Below are 16,454 nucleotides of genomic sequence, written 5' to 3' on the forward strand. Positions count from 1 at the left end.
AGTAATCTGTGTCGGAGTTGCGGACGTGAACTTGCTGCCAAGGATGGCGGCATAGCCTGCAACCACAGGTGCCGCATAAGACGTGCCGTATAGGCCAGTCTTGTCACCCTCGACACCCACGGTCAGGAACTGGTTCCGCACCTCGGGGTTTGAGCCGGGATAATTCGAGTATCGGGCCAGCCGCGTCTTGTTCCCGGGAGTGCCATTATGGTCGAGCGCACCCACGAAGATTGCCGATGGCGCCCCGATCAGCCCGAGGGTTAGCCCATCGAAATCCCCTTCGTGCGGCCTACCTACCTCGTTGCTGTAGTTGTCGGCACTCTTTGTGACGATGGCAGTGCCCGCCCAGGCGGCATCGACGATCGCCTGCTCGCGCGGATGCTGGCTCAGTGGCTCTATAATGCGGTAGCTTGCATTGATGATATTGAGGCCGTCCTGCAGCCCGATCGAAGACCCCTCGAGATAGTCATACTTGAATATGTTTGCGCCAGGGGCGACCATGCCGGCAATTTCAGCGACCCAATCTCCATGTCGCTGCCTCTGCGTACCGCGACCGAGGTCTGCATCAAATGGCTGTTCCTTGAAATCATCTATGACATTTATCGATACGCCGGAACCGATAAAGCCTGATGTCCATGCTTCACCAATATCTGGGCTCATCCAGCAGAATGTGCCGTCGGCATTTTGTGGACAGCCCGAGCTACTGCTTTCCGCGGCTGGAGTACCGGTCGTTCCTTTGCGGCTGATACCGGCATCGAGATCACCCGCGAAACCGGGTGCAGCCAACAGGCACGCTATAAGACCGACAACGAAACCTGCCGGGAACAATTGTGTTTTGTGCATAATAGACTTCCTGTCTGGATTGTTCTTCATCAACGAAATGTACCGCCTATGCCTTTCCCTATCTCTAGAATTCACCCCTGAACCGGAGATCGACTTTCAATCGGCTTGGATTGATGTTTGCCATATATTTCAGCGTGTCCGCAGGCCGGAGTTGCGACGCGGCCAGACGGCAATTCACTGTCTGGAAGCCGCCGACGGCGCCATAGTCAGCCGTGCAAGGTCGTTCCGTCAGGTTCCCGCCCAAAATCGAACTGACGGTGAGAGAAAGCGTCGTGGACGGTGTCGGTCGCTTTTGCAGAATAAGGCCGAGTTTCACACCTGGCTCGATTCGGACCTTTTCGGCATGTTGGCCGGTGCTCGCACCCCACAGGAGACCGAAATCATCCGACAGCTGCGTCAACACTTCGAATCGCATGTCGATCCATTTGCTATGGTACCACTTGTCGAAAGACACTTTGGTACCGCCCGACAGCTCGTATCCGCCTTGTTCCAGATGGTTGGCGGCCGCGGTTAGCTCCGAACCCTGGTAAATGCCGACAAGGCTGGTCTCCTGTCCGTTCGCAGTTATCGGGCTGGCGAAGAATGCCATCACGAACAGGACGTAACTCGCCGACCGTATGCACATCTGCAACCCCCATCGTTGGATCCGCCAGCAAATCATGTGATCGACACGCGTACTGCAGTCCCTTGCCGCATGTTCAAACCACACGGAGGGCCCAGCCGCAGACGCATGGCCGCCAGCGGCCAACGTGTTCATTCGCAACAAATCTGTGATCTCCCGTCCTTCAATTTCGCCCGAGCCATCTCTTCGCTCTCCCTGGCAAGCAGCTCCCGCCCTCTCAACGGAAGCGAGCAAAATTCATGCCGATCTAGATGACGGCGCCATAGAAGGAATAGTATGTTTGTTTTCAGCGGCTTAGACAAAACGTCCAAGACGCCGGCCAACCAAGGCCGTGTCGTCGAACCGACAAAGCCGACACAATTGCCGGATATCGACGAACACGCTGAGCGGGAACCCTCCCGCATGGCAACACTCCCTTCTCGCTCCAGCCATGCGTCGGAGAGCCTCGAAACGGCTTTCATTTTCCATTCGACCAATCCTCTTCAGTCGGACATTGCGCCGCCCAATTTGAAGTTCTGTACGCGAATCGTCTGAAAAGGCACGCCCGGCAGAGACGGAGCTCCCTGCCGGGCCGGGTTCGCCTTGGGAGGCGGCGTAAGCTAGCGACTTTCGTGGCGGTGGGACCACTCAATCCGTGCGTTTTGCGCAGTAACGAGCATCTGCCGTGCCAAGCCAAAAGCATTTAAAAAACACCCGAGAGTCAGCTTCCTCTACGTTGCGTACCCGACATTGTCGGCTATCGGACAATGCCGAACGAGGCCTCTCGGCATCGACCTACACCTTAACCAGAGCGCACTCACCAGGCCGTTCGATGCCATTTCGACCTGGCGAACTGGTGGTGGTTTTAGTTCCGAACTGTTCGCAGGCTGACGGACAGGGCGGATGTTTACCTTCAATGCAGAGGGCGCGGCCACGAGAGACGGCGCGGCGAATGTGGCGGGCAGATGATCGCGAGGATCGCCACAGTCGGCATGGCCGCGCCGTAGGCCAATCAGCCCTTCGGCGACCTCGCGATGTGACGCCCCAGCAAGTGAGCCGTCGAGGCCACGAAGAACGAAGGTTAGACGCGTTATTCCGGCTTTGGCCCAGACTTAGTTCATTGAGGCACTCGAGCGCCCTCAGGCGGTGCTTCGAAACATCGCGGGCCAGGTCGCCTCGGCACGGAGGTAAATAGGGTGCAAGATATCCGCGCGGCAGCGGGCGACAGCAGCCCGTCGCACGACATGGCAATGCCAAGAGCTCGAGCGGCGATACGGGGATGTCGCCGAGGATGCGGACAGCAGTTCGAGGATCAACACATCCGGCAGACTGGCAAATCAGCAGCCTGATATCTGTCCACCCTCAGGGCCGCACTCCAGATCGGCGTCCACTTATTGCCTCCGCTTGCATAAGCGCGACGAGGAGCGCTCGCCGGGCGGAGCGGGTCGGGTTGCGCAGCCCGGCGAGTGCGGATTGTTTGGGCGGCGGGCGCGTCAGGCGCGGTTCTTGAAGCTCATCATACGGCTGTGGCAAAGCCGGACATGTGCCGCCTTCACACATGTTAAGTTTTCCGGCGCTTCGTTCGCCTTCGAGATGAAGCAACCCGCGTGCTGCGCGCTGCGATCGACTACCATTCTGCATTCCCCTGGCGTTAGAACGATGAGAATGCCGTCCGACCATACCAGGCCATGACCTCAATAATCAAACTTGAACAAAGTGACGAATCTGAGCTCTGATCTTGTTACGGCGCCTCAAGGGAGGAGCAGCGATATGCCGAGCGTCTGATTGCGCTGTGGCACATCTTGAGCTTCATTCCTATGCTCATCGTCGCGCGACTGGTACCGAACTTCCTGGGACCCATCGAAAAGCTCAGCCCCTTGCCCGACTTTGCCAGCGCAGCTCGATCGCCAAATCAGAAAGAGCACACTTGCGAAATAGCCCAGCTGAAGAAGTAGCGAACAGCCCAGCGTCGTGACGACTGCTAGACGGAACGAATGCGAGGCGAAGTAAACCGTCAAAGCGTTGCCGCACAGGACCAGCCCGAGGAGCCGACAAAAGATGATGAAGCGCATGCCGTTCTCATGATTTTGTCTCGTCAAATTATGCAGCTCATGCTGCGATCTGGTCGGCCGCGAGATGGGTCTGGCAGTTCTTTGGGCAGACGCGGCCGCAGGCTCCGCAGCCAATGCAGCGGCCGGCATGGTCGACAACCATGATCATACGATTGAGCTCACCGTCGAAATCGTCGTCATCGGCGTCGCAAGCGCCGAGGATTTCACCCGCGTCATCGACGCCGTAAGATGCATGACCTTCCGCGAGCAGACTTTGAAGCAGCGGCCGCAGCCGATACAGATCTTGCCATCGATAGCGATCAGATATTCCGGCACCCATATGGAGCCGTCGCGGCTGATGAATTTGCTCCTCATCGCAAAGTCTTCATTTTGGCAAGCTCTCTCCTGGCACCATCCAACTCGGCATAAACGGCATGCGTTTTCTCGGCGACTTCCTCTATCTCAATCCATTTGACCGGGAGACCCTCGGCAAGGTCGCGCAAGTTCGTCTTGGCAATTGCCGCGCGCAGTTGAAGCTTTCGGACTTTCTTCGCCATCTCATCCAGGTTTGACATGATCCTTCCTCGAAAATGGATTTCTTCACACCCGCGCCACGTCGGGATAGGCAATAGCTGCAGTCGCATCGCCGACCAGTTTCGCGCCGGTGTCCGCGAGCTTCCGGAGAGTCTCGAAGCCGACCCGGTAGACGTCTCGACAGACGTTTGATTTCTGTTGTTGACAATGTCATCACGCCTGAGCGCCCCTCGATCGCCAGCTCCGCTACGGTCTAAAACATGTCGAGCCTCCACAGCACGTCCGGATCCGGATTGCCAATGAGTGGATATTCCGGCGCAGTTCCTCGGTGATAATGAAATCGGCCAGCAGCCCGGAGTCCGATTTCCGTTGGCATGAGCCGTGGAAATCCCGAGCACGGATCAGCCGCAGGAGGCATTTGACGAACGGGCGGGCAAGGGCCTCGCCATCCTTGTTGACGGAAGGGCCAAGCGCTGCGTGAGACATTTCGTTTCCTCAATTTTAGGTCTCGTCCTCAACGGAGGATTTCTGCTTTCGGTTACGCCGACTTCGGGCTCGGTTATGCAGCCGACGTCCGGCCTGGCCAGGCCGATTCCACGCAAATGCTGCCCCTGTGGCCGACCTTGAACAGGCCCTGGACTGTGACGTCTTCAACGACGGGCCAAATTCGCGTCGAATATCGCGGCCGCCGCTATTCAGTTGGAAGTCTAAGGTCCGAGCCCTGACCTGCAGCAAACGGTCGACCCTGTGCTCCATGGACATAGTTACTGCGGGCGCGCCGCAGAAAATGGGCGAATTGACCAGGGTTCCATTCCACTTGTCATCCCGACACCTTGCCGGGCTGTAAGTTCGTGAGAGGTTAGCCACGCCGCAAGTCGTCCACTTTGATCAGAGGAGCCGGGGACTCTCTACGCAACATGTAGTTCTCCATTCCCACACCTTTCCTGACGTTTATGCGCGAGCTGGTTCTCTCAGAACGGAACACACCGGTTAGGAGACCATCAAAGTCTTGCGTGTTCTCATGCGATCAGCCCTCGCTCAGTATTGCCGATCTCAACCAGCAAACGTCATGCCAGCGCTTTGCCCGCAGTAAATGCATGATTCTGCCTCGAAACCTCACAAGCCCAAGACGGCCGGTTGTTTTGAACCCGACATGTCTTCTGCCGCTGTCAGCTTTTGGACACGCATCATGCGTCAGACGCTTGAGGGCGAGAACCGCTCGGCTGTCTGCCCTGCGGTAATGTTGGCGTCGGCTCATCTAGCATCATTCGACGCCAGCGATGCGCGGGCGCGCACAGCTAGGCCGACCCAGCGCCCCGAACCGCATGACCTTCTTGATCGGCTGGCTACAGGTCGGAAATTCCGCCATTCCGAAAAAGTTGGTCAGCGCAGTGCAGCCCGCTCGGCATTTGCCGCACGAATGGCAAACGCCCGAAAGCTGTCAACCGAGCAATCCTCCAAGGCGCAGGCCAGCGTCTCGACGATTTGTTGGTTAAGACCGGCCAGTGTTTGTGTCTATCGTCTGGTAGTGGCCTTCGGCAGCCAGCGGTAGCGAGTAAAGGTTCGGCATCATTGGCTTTGATTGCCGCTCAAATCTGGTCGAAATGACGATAGGCTATTTGCCTCCTCCTGACCGAGAACAGGAATGTCTGCTCTGGCGTAGAAGCCTAGAACGGGTCCGAGATCAAAGGTCGTTCCTGGCGCAAGGCGCCGGACGGACGTGGGCCATGTTTCGGTTGAGACGCCACCGATACCTCGCGCCAGTGTGCAGGCGAATCGGGGCATCAACGGCGCGAGTGTCTGTGCCAGGATCGCAGTGGCCGTCGTCTGAAGGGCGAGCGAAGTGCGGGTCCGGGCGGGATAGAGACGTCGCGCCGCTTCATAGTCTTGCGACCGTCGATATTCTACACAATCGCTGACGAAATCGCAGGCCTGCGCGGCCGCGCGCCGCACCGAGAAGCCATCGTCCGAATAGTGGCGTTCCATCGCCGCCCGATGGACCTCAATCCGAGCAAAAAAAGCGCGATCGGCGGGAGCCCAGTCGCCTGCGTCGGGAACACAGCCGCCAAAGTCCTGCTTGATTTCCCGGTGCAGCGCATCGAGCCAATTCAGCCAGATCCCTTGGAACACCTCGTTCTCGGTGCGGCGTAGCGCGTCCAGCGTGAAGTTCGTCCGCTCACCCTCCGGGCGCGTCAGGCCCAAATGAAGACGGACGACATCGACTGTCTTTGGGCCTAGAACTTCTTTGCCCCAGACCGCATGGCCGCGGCTGGTCGAGAACTTCTGGCCGTCTAGCAGGTAGAACTCGTTCACGTGATACCGGACGTGCGGCGTCCAGTGGGAAAAGACCTCAGCATAAAGCGCCGGATAAAGCAGGGCGTGATAGAAGGAATTATCGAAGCCGAAGAAATGGACTATCTGCCAGTCGTTGCTGGGCAGGGCCGCGTTCCAGTCACGACCGAGCGATGTAGCTAGCGTCTGGATGTTGTAAGGAAAGCCAAACGCCATCTCTGGCCACACCCAGGTCACCTGCCCCGGGAACCCCTCGGCCGGTAGCCCCCAGTCCGACGGGTGGGTGATGGGCACGGAAAAGTCGCCACGTTGGCGTAGACGCGCGAAGAGGTCCATGATCCGAACGGGGGCGCCCGACGCCCTTAAATGCCGGTCGATATTGTCGTAGCACCGTTCCAGCGCAAGTTCGGGACGGCGCACGGAGCCGACCACCGGCGCCTCGGCCGAGTGCCGCGACCGGACTGCACCTAGGTCGTGGCATAGGTTCGGTGCGCCGCATTCCTCGCAGATGTTGCCACCAGCGGAGCTGCCGCAATAGGGGCAGAGGCCGATTACATCCGGTTCGTAAAGGTAGTCGCCTGTCACAGCATCGAAGAGCGCAGGGCTCCGGCGCAGATCTACCGCCGTGCTGCTCAGAAGACTACGGAAACACCCGGCTTCAAATTCTGCATAAGCGCTATCGCCCAAAGTGGGAAGGAAGCTGTGGATCTCACAGTCGAGAAGCGCAAGCGTGGCTCGAATCTCGTCTCCGTAGTGGCGCGCCACCTTTGCGGGCGTCGATTGCTCGGCATCGGCACGCGTGGCCACGTAGCTCTGGTAATCGTCGCTTCCAGTCAGGTGATAGGCTTCGACCCCTTTCATGCGCAGGAAACGCGTGTAGACATCGGCGCCAAAATAAGGGCCAGAAAGATTCCCCAGATGCAGATCGCCATTAGGCGTCGGCGGCGTGGAGAAGACGAAGATCGGCCCGCGGGGAGTCGCGACTTGTGCAGCAGCTTCGAGGGCGGCCTTGCCGTCGCGCCAGTAGACATCGACGAAATTTAGGTCTTCCTCCCCATCGTTGTGCAGCACATGCGCTTCAAAAGGGTGGAACAGAACGACATCGCCGGCCGCGACCGGGATTTCCCCCAGGTCGGTCCTGACCTTGCCCGCACCAGACAGGACCACGAAGGCCTCGATTTCGTCGTGCCGATGGGGCTCGGATGTGACGCCCGGTGCCACCTTGCCAAATGAAACCCCGTGCCCGCGCTCCCCGTTCCAAGGGTGGCCATGTCGATGCCGAACGCCAGCGACAGCTCCGTTCGAGAAAACGTGGATTTCCGCATGACGAACCTCAGCTATTGAAACAGTGATATCTTCGGCTGCCAACGCAACAGCTTCTGCTGCAAGTTGCGATGAGAGGCGGTAGCCCGACAAGTTCGCCTCCGTCAGAATAATCCGGCTCTGGGGCCCCAGGCGGGCGACGACGGGCGCCAGGAGGGCTTTAGAAGACCGCCCGGCGACACCTCCACAATCGACATACCGAAGCGTCGTAACGGATTGCGGGTGATGATCCAGTAGCCAGCGATCAGAACGCCATGCTCTCCGCGCATTTTTCTAGCGGTCGATCAGTTTCGTGTGCATGCCTCGCCTGGTTCCGTGAGTTCAATCGCGATAGAAAATGCCGTTTGGGGGTTTGAGGTTGTCGAGATCGGCCTCTTTGCCCTCCGGCGGATTAAGGGCGCGCTTAAGCACGTTATATTCAGCGCGGGTCGGTCCACCGGTCGAAGCACGCTGGAACACCAAGTAGAGCGTCCGCCGCGAACGACTGCTTTTATTCGGCTTCGAGTAATGCGGTGCATAATCGTCGAAGATGAAGATGTCGCCAGCCTTCCATACTACGGGTTCCCAGGAGAATGTTTCGGCGACCTCAGGATCCATCACCCCGCCGGCATCCATGGAAAATACCCCCTTCTTGTGGTTGCCGGGGCTGAAGAAAAGGCCACCATTGTCCGGGTCGGAATCGTCAATGCCTATGGCAACGATCGCATGGACCATCCGGTCGGGCAGCCTGTGTGGAATGTGATAAATGTCCTGATGCGGGCGATAACCGCCGCTATCGGGATAGTGGAAGATCAGCAACTCCTTAAGCCTGCGCGAATCTTCGCCAAGCAAATCCTCGACCGCAGACTTTATGCGCTGATCTTCTAGGAGGAGACGACGCAATGGCTCATGTAAGTCGAGAAATTCTCGGCCTTGGAGATAATCTTCCGATTGTCCGTCGTTTTCTCGAACCACATGAGCCATTTATCATCGCTGACCTCCCAGCGTGATATGTCTTCAACAAATCTGGAAATACCTTTCAAAGCCGCGGGATCGAAGAACCTTTCGAGCCTGACGTATCCATCTTTCTGCCACTTTTCTCTTTGTGCATCGGTCAACATGCGAAAAGCCTCCTGTTGGAAAGAGTGGTGGTCAAACATTCCGGTTAGGGCAGTAGGGCGCTGTCAGGGTGTGGGCCCACGGAGACGATACTCCACGGCATGCAGACAGCGACGCTAAGTGCGTTCCGCTCCGGGTGGATTGCAAGGCTTTGTTGTCCCTCCTCAATGGAGAGATCGCCCAGGCCCACAAAGATCTGTCGATCCGGTACGTCTGCATAGTAGTCACGGCCGAACATGCTGTTGGTGGTGCGACTGCCCGAGAAGACGAGCTTTCGTGCAGCCTGACGCAACGCAAGCCGTGCGCCACGCGTATCTTTGCGACAAGTTCCCGTTCGGGTCGTCCGCAGAAGTTCGGCGCTAGACTGCCCATCCGAGGCCAAGCCGGGTCCAGAGGTTCCCTAAGCTGGTCCCGATCACTTACCTCACCCGGTCCAGCCACCACACGCATCGCTACGGGCCGGAAGCCTCCGCTGACGGCCGACGCGGCCATGGCCGCCAAGGCCACTGCGTACTTTCGAGTGAGCGACCTGGTACGGTTTCGACGACCGTGGGGCAAATGCACGCCCGCAGAATAAAGCGATGCGCCCATAGGTCCAAGGGCATGTTCAGTCACGATGAGTTCGGAGGGAGCTCCGGCCGTCGCCGCAGCGGAGGCGGACATCATTCCTTGGATGCCACAGTCGATGAGTCATATCCCGCTGCCCATTTCTTCGGCTACCGGGTCGGGCCAGCTTTCGACGGAGGTACGGCTGATAAAGCCAGGATGTTCGGGGTTCGCGCACGGCGCGCGCTGCAGAAGGCTGTCAAGAATGCGGCGAGCTCGCCATGCCAGCAGGCTTAGGTTCGGATCGGCCAGCCCGAGCTGTCCGGGATTGGCGTTCTGTACGAAGATGCGTCTGTCGCGCGGTCCGTCCCAGCACACCGAAAAATCCTCGTTGATGACCAACTCATTGTCGGTCTGTTGCAGCCGATCCGCCATCGGTTCCAAAAAGCTTGGCACGGCGTTCTCGTAACCGGTGGCCAGGATGACGATGTCGGCCGTGACTTCTTCGACGTCGCCCAAGCCGCGCTGCAGCGTCAAGTTATGACCCGCGCCGGCGTTGATGCAGCGCGAAACGTTGCAACCCGGCCGCAGTGCGATGTCACATAGGTCTGGCTCAAGAAATTCGTGGCGATACAGCGCCTGGTAGACGGCCCGCAAAGTGCGATCCGAAATACCATCCGAGGCAAGCACGAAACGCCGCAGGAACAGCTTGCGCTGCGTCTCGCTCATTGCCGCAAAACGATCCGAAAAACAGGGCATGAACAACTCGTTTGTGAACGGGCTGTTGTCGAGGGGCAGGTAGTTTTCGCGCTGCGAGACCCAGGTGATCGAGGCAGGCCGCCGTTCTCTTGGCCCACCGACCAAATGCAACAGCACCTCGGCTCCCGACTGGCCTCCACCAACGACGCAAACATGTTTTTGCCGCACCTCAGGATGGAGGTGCAGCAAATCGGATGAATGGAATAGGTTGCGTCCGATCCAGCCCTGAAATTGAGGTGGAATCCGCGCTTGCTTACCGATGCCGACCACTAGGTCTCTGGCACTGAGAACTGCATCGTCCGTCCGCACCCGAAACTCGCCATCATAGCGTATTTCGCGGACGGTCTCGCCGCCGCGCACAAGTGGGTTTCTGCGGAACGCCCAGTTCAGGTATTGTTCGAACTCAGCCCTGAGCACAGCATCGAACTGTGCATTCAGAAAGTGGTATAGACGACCGTTCTCGTGCAGGTAGTTTATGAACGTGTAGGCGGATCGCGGATTCACCAGCGTGACCAGATCCTTGATGTGGCTGACCTGGAGTTCTGAGGACTCGAATGCGCTGCCTGGATGCCAGCGGAAGTCGACTTGCCGATCCAAGAACAGTGCCCCGTGCCCAACCTGCTCATGGATCTGACACGCGAGGCTCAAATTGGACGGGCCAGCACCGATCCCAATGCAAGAGAGCTCCAGGTGCCTTGCTCCTGCTGACGCCTCCCAATCAGGCGCTGTACGCGGCGAATGTCGGCCATAGCCGGTCGGCTTGCCCTCCCCGCACGCATCATCGACACCACAGGACTTGCAACAGTTTGTCCGCGCGTTCGTAGTATCGGGTGTGACGCCCGCGGATGCCGGCTCCGTGATGAGATCGGCACTCATGCCGACGACATGTTGCGCGTGGCTGGCATCAAGACTCCCGCCTCGATGACCCGGAGTGGTCAGTGACATGCTTTCGCAGCCTATCCCTCATTGCAATTGGGCTCGGTTGCCCGCCTCGACCGTGATGAGCCGACCTTCGGCCTGCTTGGCGACCAGCGAGGGCACGGTCATGAGTGCGGCGACAGCATTTTTCCGTGGGTTTGATCATAGAAGACATCCGCTGCTGGGTTCGGGAGGTCCCCTGCATCGAACGTGCCGGAGCAAAACATCAGCAAAAGCAACGGAAGGCAGGTTTGCAATCCTGTCGAGTATCCGACATTGAGGCCGAAACCTTGCACCGGCGCCGATTTTGCACGTAATCGTACTTTTCGACTTCATAGCGTTGCAGGCGCTCTTGGCACTTTCCACACGGCCGTCATCGCGGACTGGCCCCGGCGCCGAGTGTCGATCCATGAAAAGGAATTTCCGTTATCAAGGTCCTCATGAGGACTATCCCGACATGGTCCTGCATTACGGCGACACGACGGATGCGGCTATGCGGTGGCGAAGCTCTACGGCTACTGGATCACCATGAACTACCGCGAGGTATACGGGCTCTATGGCATCCTGTTCAATCACGAAGGGCCGACACGCGGCGAAACTTTCATCACGCGCAAGGTGACGCGTGCGGTGGCTCGATCATGGCCGGCAAACAGGACTGTCTCTATCTCGGAAACCTGGAAGCAAAGCGCGACCGGGGCTCGGCCCCCGCCTATGTCGAGGGCATGTGGCGCATCTTGCAGCATCAACCTGACGATTTCGTGCTGGCAACCGGCGAGACACAGACGGTCCGCACCTTTGTCGGGGCTTGCCTTCAGGCGAGTCGAAAAGGAGATCGTCTGGAAGGGCGAATGCGTTGACGAGGTGGGCCGTGAACGCATGAGTAATCAAGCGCTGATCCGGATCGACAAACGCTGTTTCGGGCCAATCGAGGTTGACCTGCTGATCGGCGATGCCTCCAAGGCAGCCGACAAAACTCGATTGGAAACCGAAGACCACTTTCGAGGAGTTCGTCTCGGAAATGGTCGAGGCTGACTGCCGCGCCTACGGGATCGTGTTAGCGTGACGTGAAAACACGATGACTTCGCGGGCATGTGCATCTTGCCGTTTCAGGGACGTCGGCATTTCAGGCCCGCCGCGGTCAGCCGGCGTCAGTCAGTTCTATCGTTTGGATCGGCAAACTCACACATCCTGCAAAGCAGAAAACCAGCCGCTCCATTCATGCGATCGACGATTTCGCAAAAAACTGGGCTTTTAAAAAGATCGCCATATTCGTCGCATAGAAGGTTGCCCAATACGTGACGCCGCTCAAAATCCATGGAGCAGAGAGTAACCTCGCCGTTTGGAAGGAGTACATTCCGATACTGCCGTTCGTCCACGCATATCAGCGCTCCGACGACTGGCTGCCGTGGTTCTACAATCTTAGGGTCTACGCTTCCACCCCTGCTGCTCACCGGTCGCGCGCGAACTAAGGCTTGGGCAGGGATAATGTCGGCGATATCGGGATGGGGCTCACCCAAAACCAAGAATCGGATCGAAGGGATGTCGGCGTCGACGAGTTGACCAACCAAATCGCGATACTTGTCTCCGACAAGGCGGCTATTCATGTGGGCGCCATCATCAAAAACATGAACCACGAATACCCCCAACCGCAGCGCCTGCAAGCGTTGTAGGTCCCGCCCCTTCATTCCCACAAGCGTCGTGAAAATCCTGATGCCGTGGCCTTTGGCGGAAGCGTGCTCGACCATTTCGGTGCAATCCGGATTGAGCCATGGCTCAGAATACCCGGCAAAACTAATGTCGACGGAGGTTGGTACGCGCGCCAGACAGCGCTTGAAATCTCCAAGACTAAGATGCTTCGTATCAGATACTTTTCTTTGCCGGTCAGCGAACTTGTCCTGCGGACAATATGAACATCCCACGATGCATCCTGTGGTCGTCGTTATCTCCAAAACTCTGCCGGCTGGGATAGCAGAGCGCAGTTCCGGTAAAATCATTCGTTGTGACTCCCACTCGTCTTGGTCATGCATAACGTCCAGCATGGTGTCTTTGGCTTCATGACACCGACGGTCAAGACAGTCCGAATGAGCCCAGCCATCTCCGCCTGGGCAGCAGTCAACAGCCGGTTTCCTCAATCTGCCGAGCGGACTATCAACGAACTTTGGGCGCATCGGCGCGGCAGGGCGGCGCAACCGCAAAGTCGCGCGTCAGCCATTGCCAAGGTGTAGCCGTGACCGTTGAGCGGGCGCGCCGCCGAGAAATCGCGCAGCAGGCCATCAATCGTCTCGCGTTCTTATGCGGTTAGCCCCCGCTCAACATTGCCGCATCTCCAGCAAAGGCCGTGCCAGCGCGCTTAGCCGCAGCAACTGCACGAGCAGGCTTCGAGAAACCTCACGCCCAACGCGGCCGGTTGTTTTGGACCGGACATGTTTTTTGTCGCTGTCAGCTTTTGGACATGCATTTCAGACGCTTGAGGACAGACTTGGCTGTCTCCCTGCGGTAATGTTGGCGTCGGCTCATCATCTAGCATCATTTCGGCGCCGGCTGTGTGCGCGGAAGATCTACACGACCTGACCGCCGCGTGCAGCGACTGCCTGCCGGCTCATAGCTGATCTTTTCTCCTGAAGCCGGCGATGGGGCCAGGCCGTCGAGTGCGTGCTGCCGGATGCTGCGTATGCTGTCTGGCTAGACGGCGGATACCGCGTCACCTCCATATTTTCGCGACAGAGGTTTGGTGGCGTCGCAGGCCTTCCTGCTACATCACCGCAGTGCTCGGGAATTCGTATCTGATCCGCGTGAGGCGAAGACCTTCTCTCTCGACTGGCTCGCCGAGGCCGTCTGTCCTGCGGGCACCGAACGATTTCTCATTTGGCATGGCGCATGCGCGTCGATCCGCAAACCCCGTCATGGAGGACAAATCGGAGCTGGCCGCCACTCCACCGCCTCCTACCACGAGGGCAGACGGGAAGCAGCGCCTTCAAATGAGGAACAAAATCACTTTACCTCGAATCTTGCATCTCGATCACAACCGGAGCCATGGAACCGCGTCCGCGACCATCGCCTCGCGCCCCAAGGCAATTGCCCAGCGCAAATGGCTACGCGCGATTACGCCATGCATCCCTTACGAGGCTACGACAGCCCCTCGGAGAGCCTCGCCGCCATCATGCAGACCGATCTAAGCCCACTGATCCAGCCCAAAGGAATTTCAAGCTATGCACCAAGACACCGTCCGGGCGAGGGCTTTCGCCATGCCCCTGACCAGCCCGGCCTATCCGGCCGGGCCATATCGCTTCCGAAACCGGGAGTATCTGATCATCACATATCGCACCGATCCGCAGAAGCTGCGCGACCTGGTGCCGGAGCCGCTTCAGGTCGTCGAGCCGCTCGTGAAATTCGAGTTCATTCGCATGCCGGACTCGACAGGCTTTGGCGACTACACCGAAAGCGGGCAGGTCATCCCGGTCTCCTTCCGAGGCCGCAAAGGCAGCTACACCCACTGCATGTTTCTCGATGACCATCCACCGATCGCCGGCGGACGCGAGTTGTGGGGTTTCCCGAAGAAGCTCGCCAGCCCAACGCTTCGAACGGAGACGGATACCCTTGTTGGCACGCTCAACTACGGCCCGGTCCGCGTCGCGACCGGCACCATGGGCTACAAGCACCGAGCCGCCGACCTCGCAAGCGTGAAGGCCTCGCTCGCCCAACCGAACTTCCTGCTCAAGATTATCCCGCATGTCGACGGCACGCCGCGCATCTGTGAGATCGTGGAATATCATCTAGAGGACGTCCATCTAGAGTCTTTCATGTTTTTACGGAAGCATATCCAGCGTTGTTGAAGTAGTTTGCGCATTCGTCAGGCTTGATGGTGCCGACGAGGGTGCCGAGATGGCGCCATGTGTCTTCGATAGTTCGTTTCTGGGCGTGGCGCATCCAATGCTTGATCTTGGCAAAGGTCTGCTCGATCGGGTTGAGATCGGGCGAGTATGGCGGCAGGAACCAGAGCCTCGCGCCGGCGGCCCTGATGGCTTGTCGGATAGCTGCGGATTTATGGCTGCCCAAATTGTCCATGATCACGATGTCACCGGGCCGCAGGGTCGGTAGCAGTTGCTGCCGGACATAGGCGCGGAAGCATTCCCCGTTGATCGGGCCATCGAAGACGCATGGCGCGGTGAGTTCGTCGCAACGCAACGCACCCAGGAAGGTCAGGGTTCGCCAATGGCCATGGGGGGCGAAGCCGCGCAGCCGCTGTCCCCTTGGCCCCCAGCCGCGAAGCGGGGCCATGTTGGTCTTGATCCACGTCTCGTCGATGAAGACCAGGCGCGCCGGATCGAGGCGACCCTGCCATGACCTCCAGCGCTGGCGGCGACGGGCAATGTCGGCCCGGGCCTGCTCAAGAGCGAACAGCGTTTTTTTTGAAGCTCAGGCCCTCGCGCCTCAAGAACACCCAGACCGCGTTGTGCGAGACCATCACCCCGCGTGCGGCCAACTCGTCCTTCAGCCGATGCAGCGTCAGATCGGAGGTCTGGTTGATCCGCTCCACGATGAAGGCCCGATGCGGCTCCAGAACCCGCTTGCGGTGTCCACCCATCTTGCCCGGCGCAACCGAGCCGGTGGCACGGTAACGCTGCGACCACTTCACCACCGAGGAAACTGCGACGCCAAAACGCGACGCCACCGCACGGCAGCTCTCGCCGGTGCCGATGGCTTCAACAACACGCTCACGAAGATCGTTCGAAAGGGCTCGTGTCATCCGATGCTGGCCTCCGTCCAGCCAGCATCTTGAATCACAATCACGCCGCTTTGGGAATCCTACGATTCTCTCAAGAGATGAAACGCTCTAAGGGGCGCCTGGACCGGCCCGGCAGCCCTGAACCTCTGGTCGCATGCGCTTGCCCCCGTCGCCGAACTGCCGGTGCTGGAAGTAGTCTCGGCAGTACACCTCGTCGCAGATCTCACGCTCGCGCTCGGGAAGGTCGTCCACGACTATCTCGCGGAAGCCTAGCTTCGCCATCGGAAAGGAAGAAACCATGAACTTTTACAGTGATATCTCATTGAACCAACGCGAAGGGGAGCTGGTGGACGGCTTCTCGACAAGGAACGCCACTGACAATCTCATACAACGTCTTTCCAGCGACCTAGCCTTAGCGGACATTCCGCCGCTTTGCAGCGAGTGCAGGCGCCTCGCGAGTAAGAGCGATTGCCCTTGCCCATCCTCCCTGCTTTTGGTGCAACATATGCTCGCTGCCGTTTACCAGCGGCTTGACGCCATTGACTGCCTCTCAGAGCAAGGCGCCATAAGACTGAAGGCTTTTACCGATTATCTGGCGGCGGTCGTTCGAATAGCTTCAGAGAGCGGCGACGCGGCGCCCTGGATTGATCTAGCAACCCGGTTTAGCGCTCTTTTCGATCCCGACGAGGTTGCCCATTGATCTCGCGCTTATCGCTTTTTTCGTGGAACGAGCAGCCTCGTCGGCAGATGCGTCATCGATCGC

At 58.7% G+C, this 16,454-nt stretch carries 10 protein-coding genes and 6 pseudogenes; 5 read left to right on the forward strand and 11 right to left on the reverse strand.

All coding sequences use genetic code 11. The features are described 5' to 3' along the window. Window positions 1-873: S8/S53 family peptidase (locus C9427_RS34535; protein ID WP_245437253.1), on the reverse strand; the 873-nt coding region annotated here is incomplete at its 3' end. A gap of 34 nt (window positions 874-907) precedes the next feature. Then, window positions 908-1,432, reverse strand: coding sequence for a hypothetical protein (locus C9427_RS31855; protein WP_245437248.1), 525 nt, complete (start codon window positions 1,430-1,432; stop codon window positions 908-910). A gap of 309 nt (window positions 1,433-1,741) precedes the next feature. On the opposite strand from C9427_RS31855, the gene C9427_RS33955 reads away from it, so the two are divergent. Next, window positions 1,742-1,999 (forward strand): hypothetical protein, encoded by a 258-nt coding sequence (locus C9427_RS33955; RefSeq protein ID WP_146172627.1) that lies wholly within the window; start codon window positions 1,742-1,744, stop codon window positions 1,997-1,999. Between the two features lie 1,196 nt (window positions 2,000-3,195). Here the strand turns inward: C9427_RS33955 and C9427_RS31865 are convergent. The 7 genes and pseudogenes from C9427_RS31865 to C9427_RS31900 all read right to left on the reverse strand — a co-directional run bounded on the left by C9427_RS31865 (window position 3,196) and on the right by C9427_RS31900 (window position 10,737). Further along, the gene (locus C9427_RS31865; protein ID WP_107652966.1) at window positions 3,196-3,516 is read right to left on the reverse strand and encodes an exopolysaccharide production repressor protein; all 321 of its coding nucleotides are present in this window, start codon (window positions 3,514-3,516) and stop codon (window positions 3,196-3,198) included. A gap of 37 nt (window positions 3,517-3,553) precedes the next feature. Next, window positions 3,554-3,870: pseudogene (gene fdxB / locus C9427_RS31870) on the reverse strand (ferredoxin III, nif-specific). Next, on the reverse strand, window positions 3,867-4,070 hold the full coding sequence (locus C9427_RS31875) for a CCE_0567 family metalloprotein (protein ID WP_027033222.1): 204 nt from the start codon (window positions 4,068-4,070) through the stop codon (window positions 3,867-3,869). The pseudogene fdxB and the gene C9427_RS31875 overlap by 4 nt, the downstream one beginning before the upstream one ends. A 25-nt stretch (window positions 4,071-4,095) precedes the next feature. Further along, a pseudogene (locus C9427_RS31880) lies at window positions 4,096-4,515 on the reverse strand (DUF269 domain-containing protein). A 1,083-nt stretch (window positions 4,516-5,598) separates the two neighbouring features. Continuing rightward, window positions 5,599-7,737 carry a class I tRNA ligase family protein gene (locus C9427_RS31885; RefSeq protein WP_245437249.1) on the reverse strand — a complete coding sequence of 713 codons (2,139 nt, stop codon included), beginning with the start codon at window positions 7,735-7,737 and terminating at the stop codon, window positions 5,599-5,601. A 228-nt stretch (window positions 7,738-7,965) separates the two neighbouring features. Beyond that, window positions 7,966-8,744: pseudogene (locus C9427_RS31890) on the reverse strand (phytanoyl-CoA dioxygenase family protein). Window positions 8,745-9,432: 688 nt separating this feature from the next. Further along, a complete protein-coding gene (locus C9427_RS31900; RefSeq protein ID WP_107652979.1) occupies window positions 9,433-10,737 on the reverse strand; it encodes a lysine N(6)-hydroxylase/L-ornithine N(5)-oxygenase family protein in 1,305 nt (434 codons plus the stop codon). A gap of 720 nt (window positions 10,738-11,457) precedes the next feature. Between C9427_RS31900 and C9427_RS34540 the strand changes: the two are divergent. Continuing rightward, window positions 11,458-12,028: pseudogene (locus tag C9427_RS34540) on the forward strand (GDP-mannose 4,6-dehydratase); the annotation flags it as partial. 85 nt (window positions 12,029-12,113) lie between these two features. Here C9427_RS34540 and C9427_RS31915 read toward each other — a convergent pair. Continuing rightward, the gene (locus tag C9427_RS31915; protein WP_245437252.1) at window positions 12,114-12,959 is read right to left on the reverse strand and encodes a radical SAM/SPASM domain-containing protein; all 846 of its coding nucleotides are present in this window, start codon (window positions 12,957-12,959) and stop codon (window positions 12,114-12,116) included. 1,215 nt (window positions 12,960-14,174) lie between these two features. On the opposite strand from C9427_RS31915, the pseudogene C9427_RS31920 reads away from it, so the two are divergent. Then, window positions 14,175-14,756 (forward strand): annotated as a pseudogene (locus C9427_RS31920) (acetoacetate decarboxylase); the annotation flags it as partial. 7 nt (window positions 14,757-14,763) lie between these two features. On the opposite strand, the gene C9427_RS31925 reads toward C9427_RS31920, so the two are convergent. Then, window positions 14,764-15,712 (reverse strand): IS630 family transposase gene (locus C9427_RS31925; protein ID WP_107652969.1). Its coding sequence is split into 2 segments (ribosomal slippage): window positions 14,764-15,375 and window positions 15,377-15,712, totalling 948 coding nucleotides; the frame shifts between segments, so codons are not numbered across the junction. 87 nt (window positions 15,713-15,799) lie between these two features. On the opposite strand from C9427_RS31925, the pseudogene C9427_RS31930 reads away from it, so the two are divergent. Further along, window positions 15,800-15,964: pseudogene (locus tag C9427_RS31930) on the forward strand (acetoacetate decarboxylase family protein); the annotation flags it as partial. 25 nt (window positions 15,965-15,989) lie between these two features. After that, window positions 15,990-16,391 (forward strand): hypothetical protein, encoded by a 402-nt coding sequence (locus C9427_RS31935; protein WP_107652970.1) that lies wholly within the window; start codon window positions 15,990-15,992, stop codon window positions 16,389-16,391. Window positions 16,392-16,454 lie beyond the last annotated feature (63 nt).

This window comes from Mesorhizobium helmanticense (assembly GCF_003034915.1).
Classification (GTDB): Bacteria; Pseudomonadota; Alphaproteobacteria; order Rhizobiales; family Rhizobiaceae; genus Mesorhizobium; species Mesorhizobium helmanticense.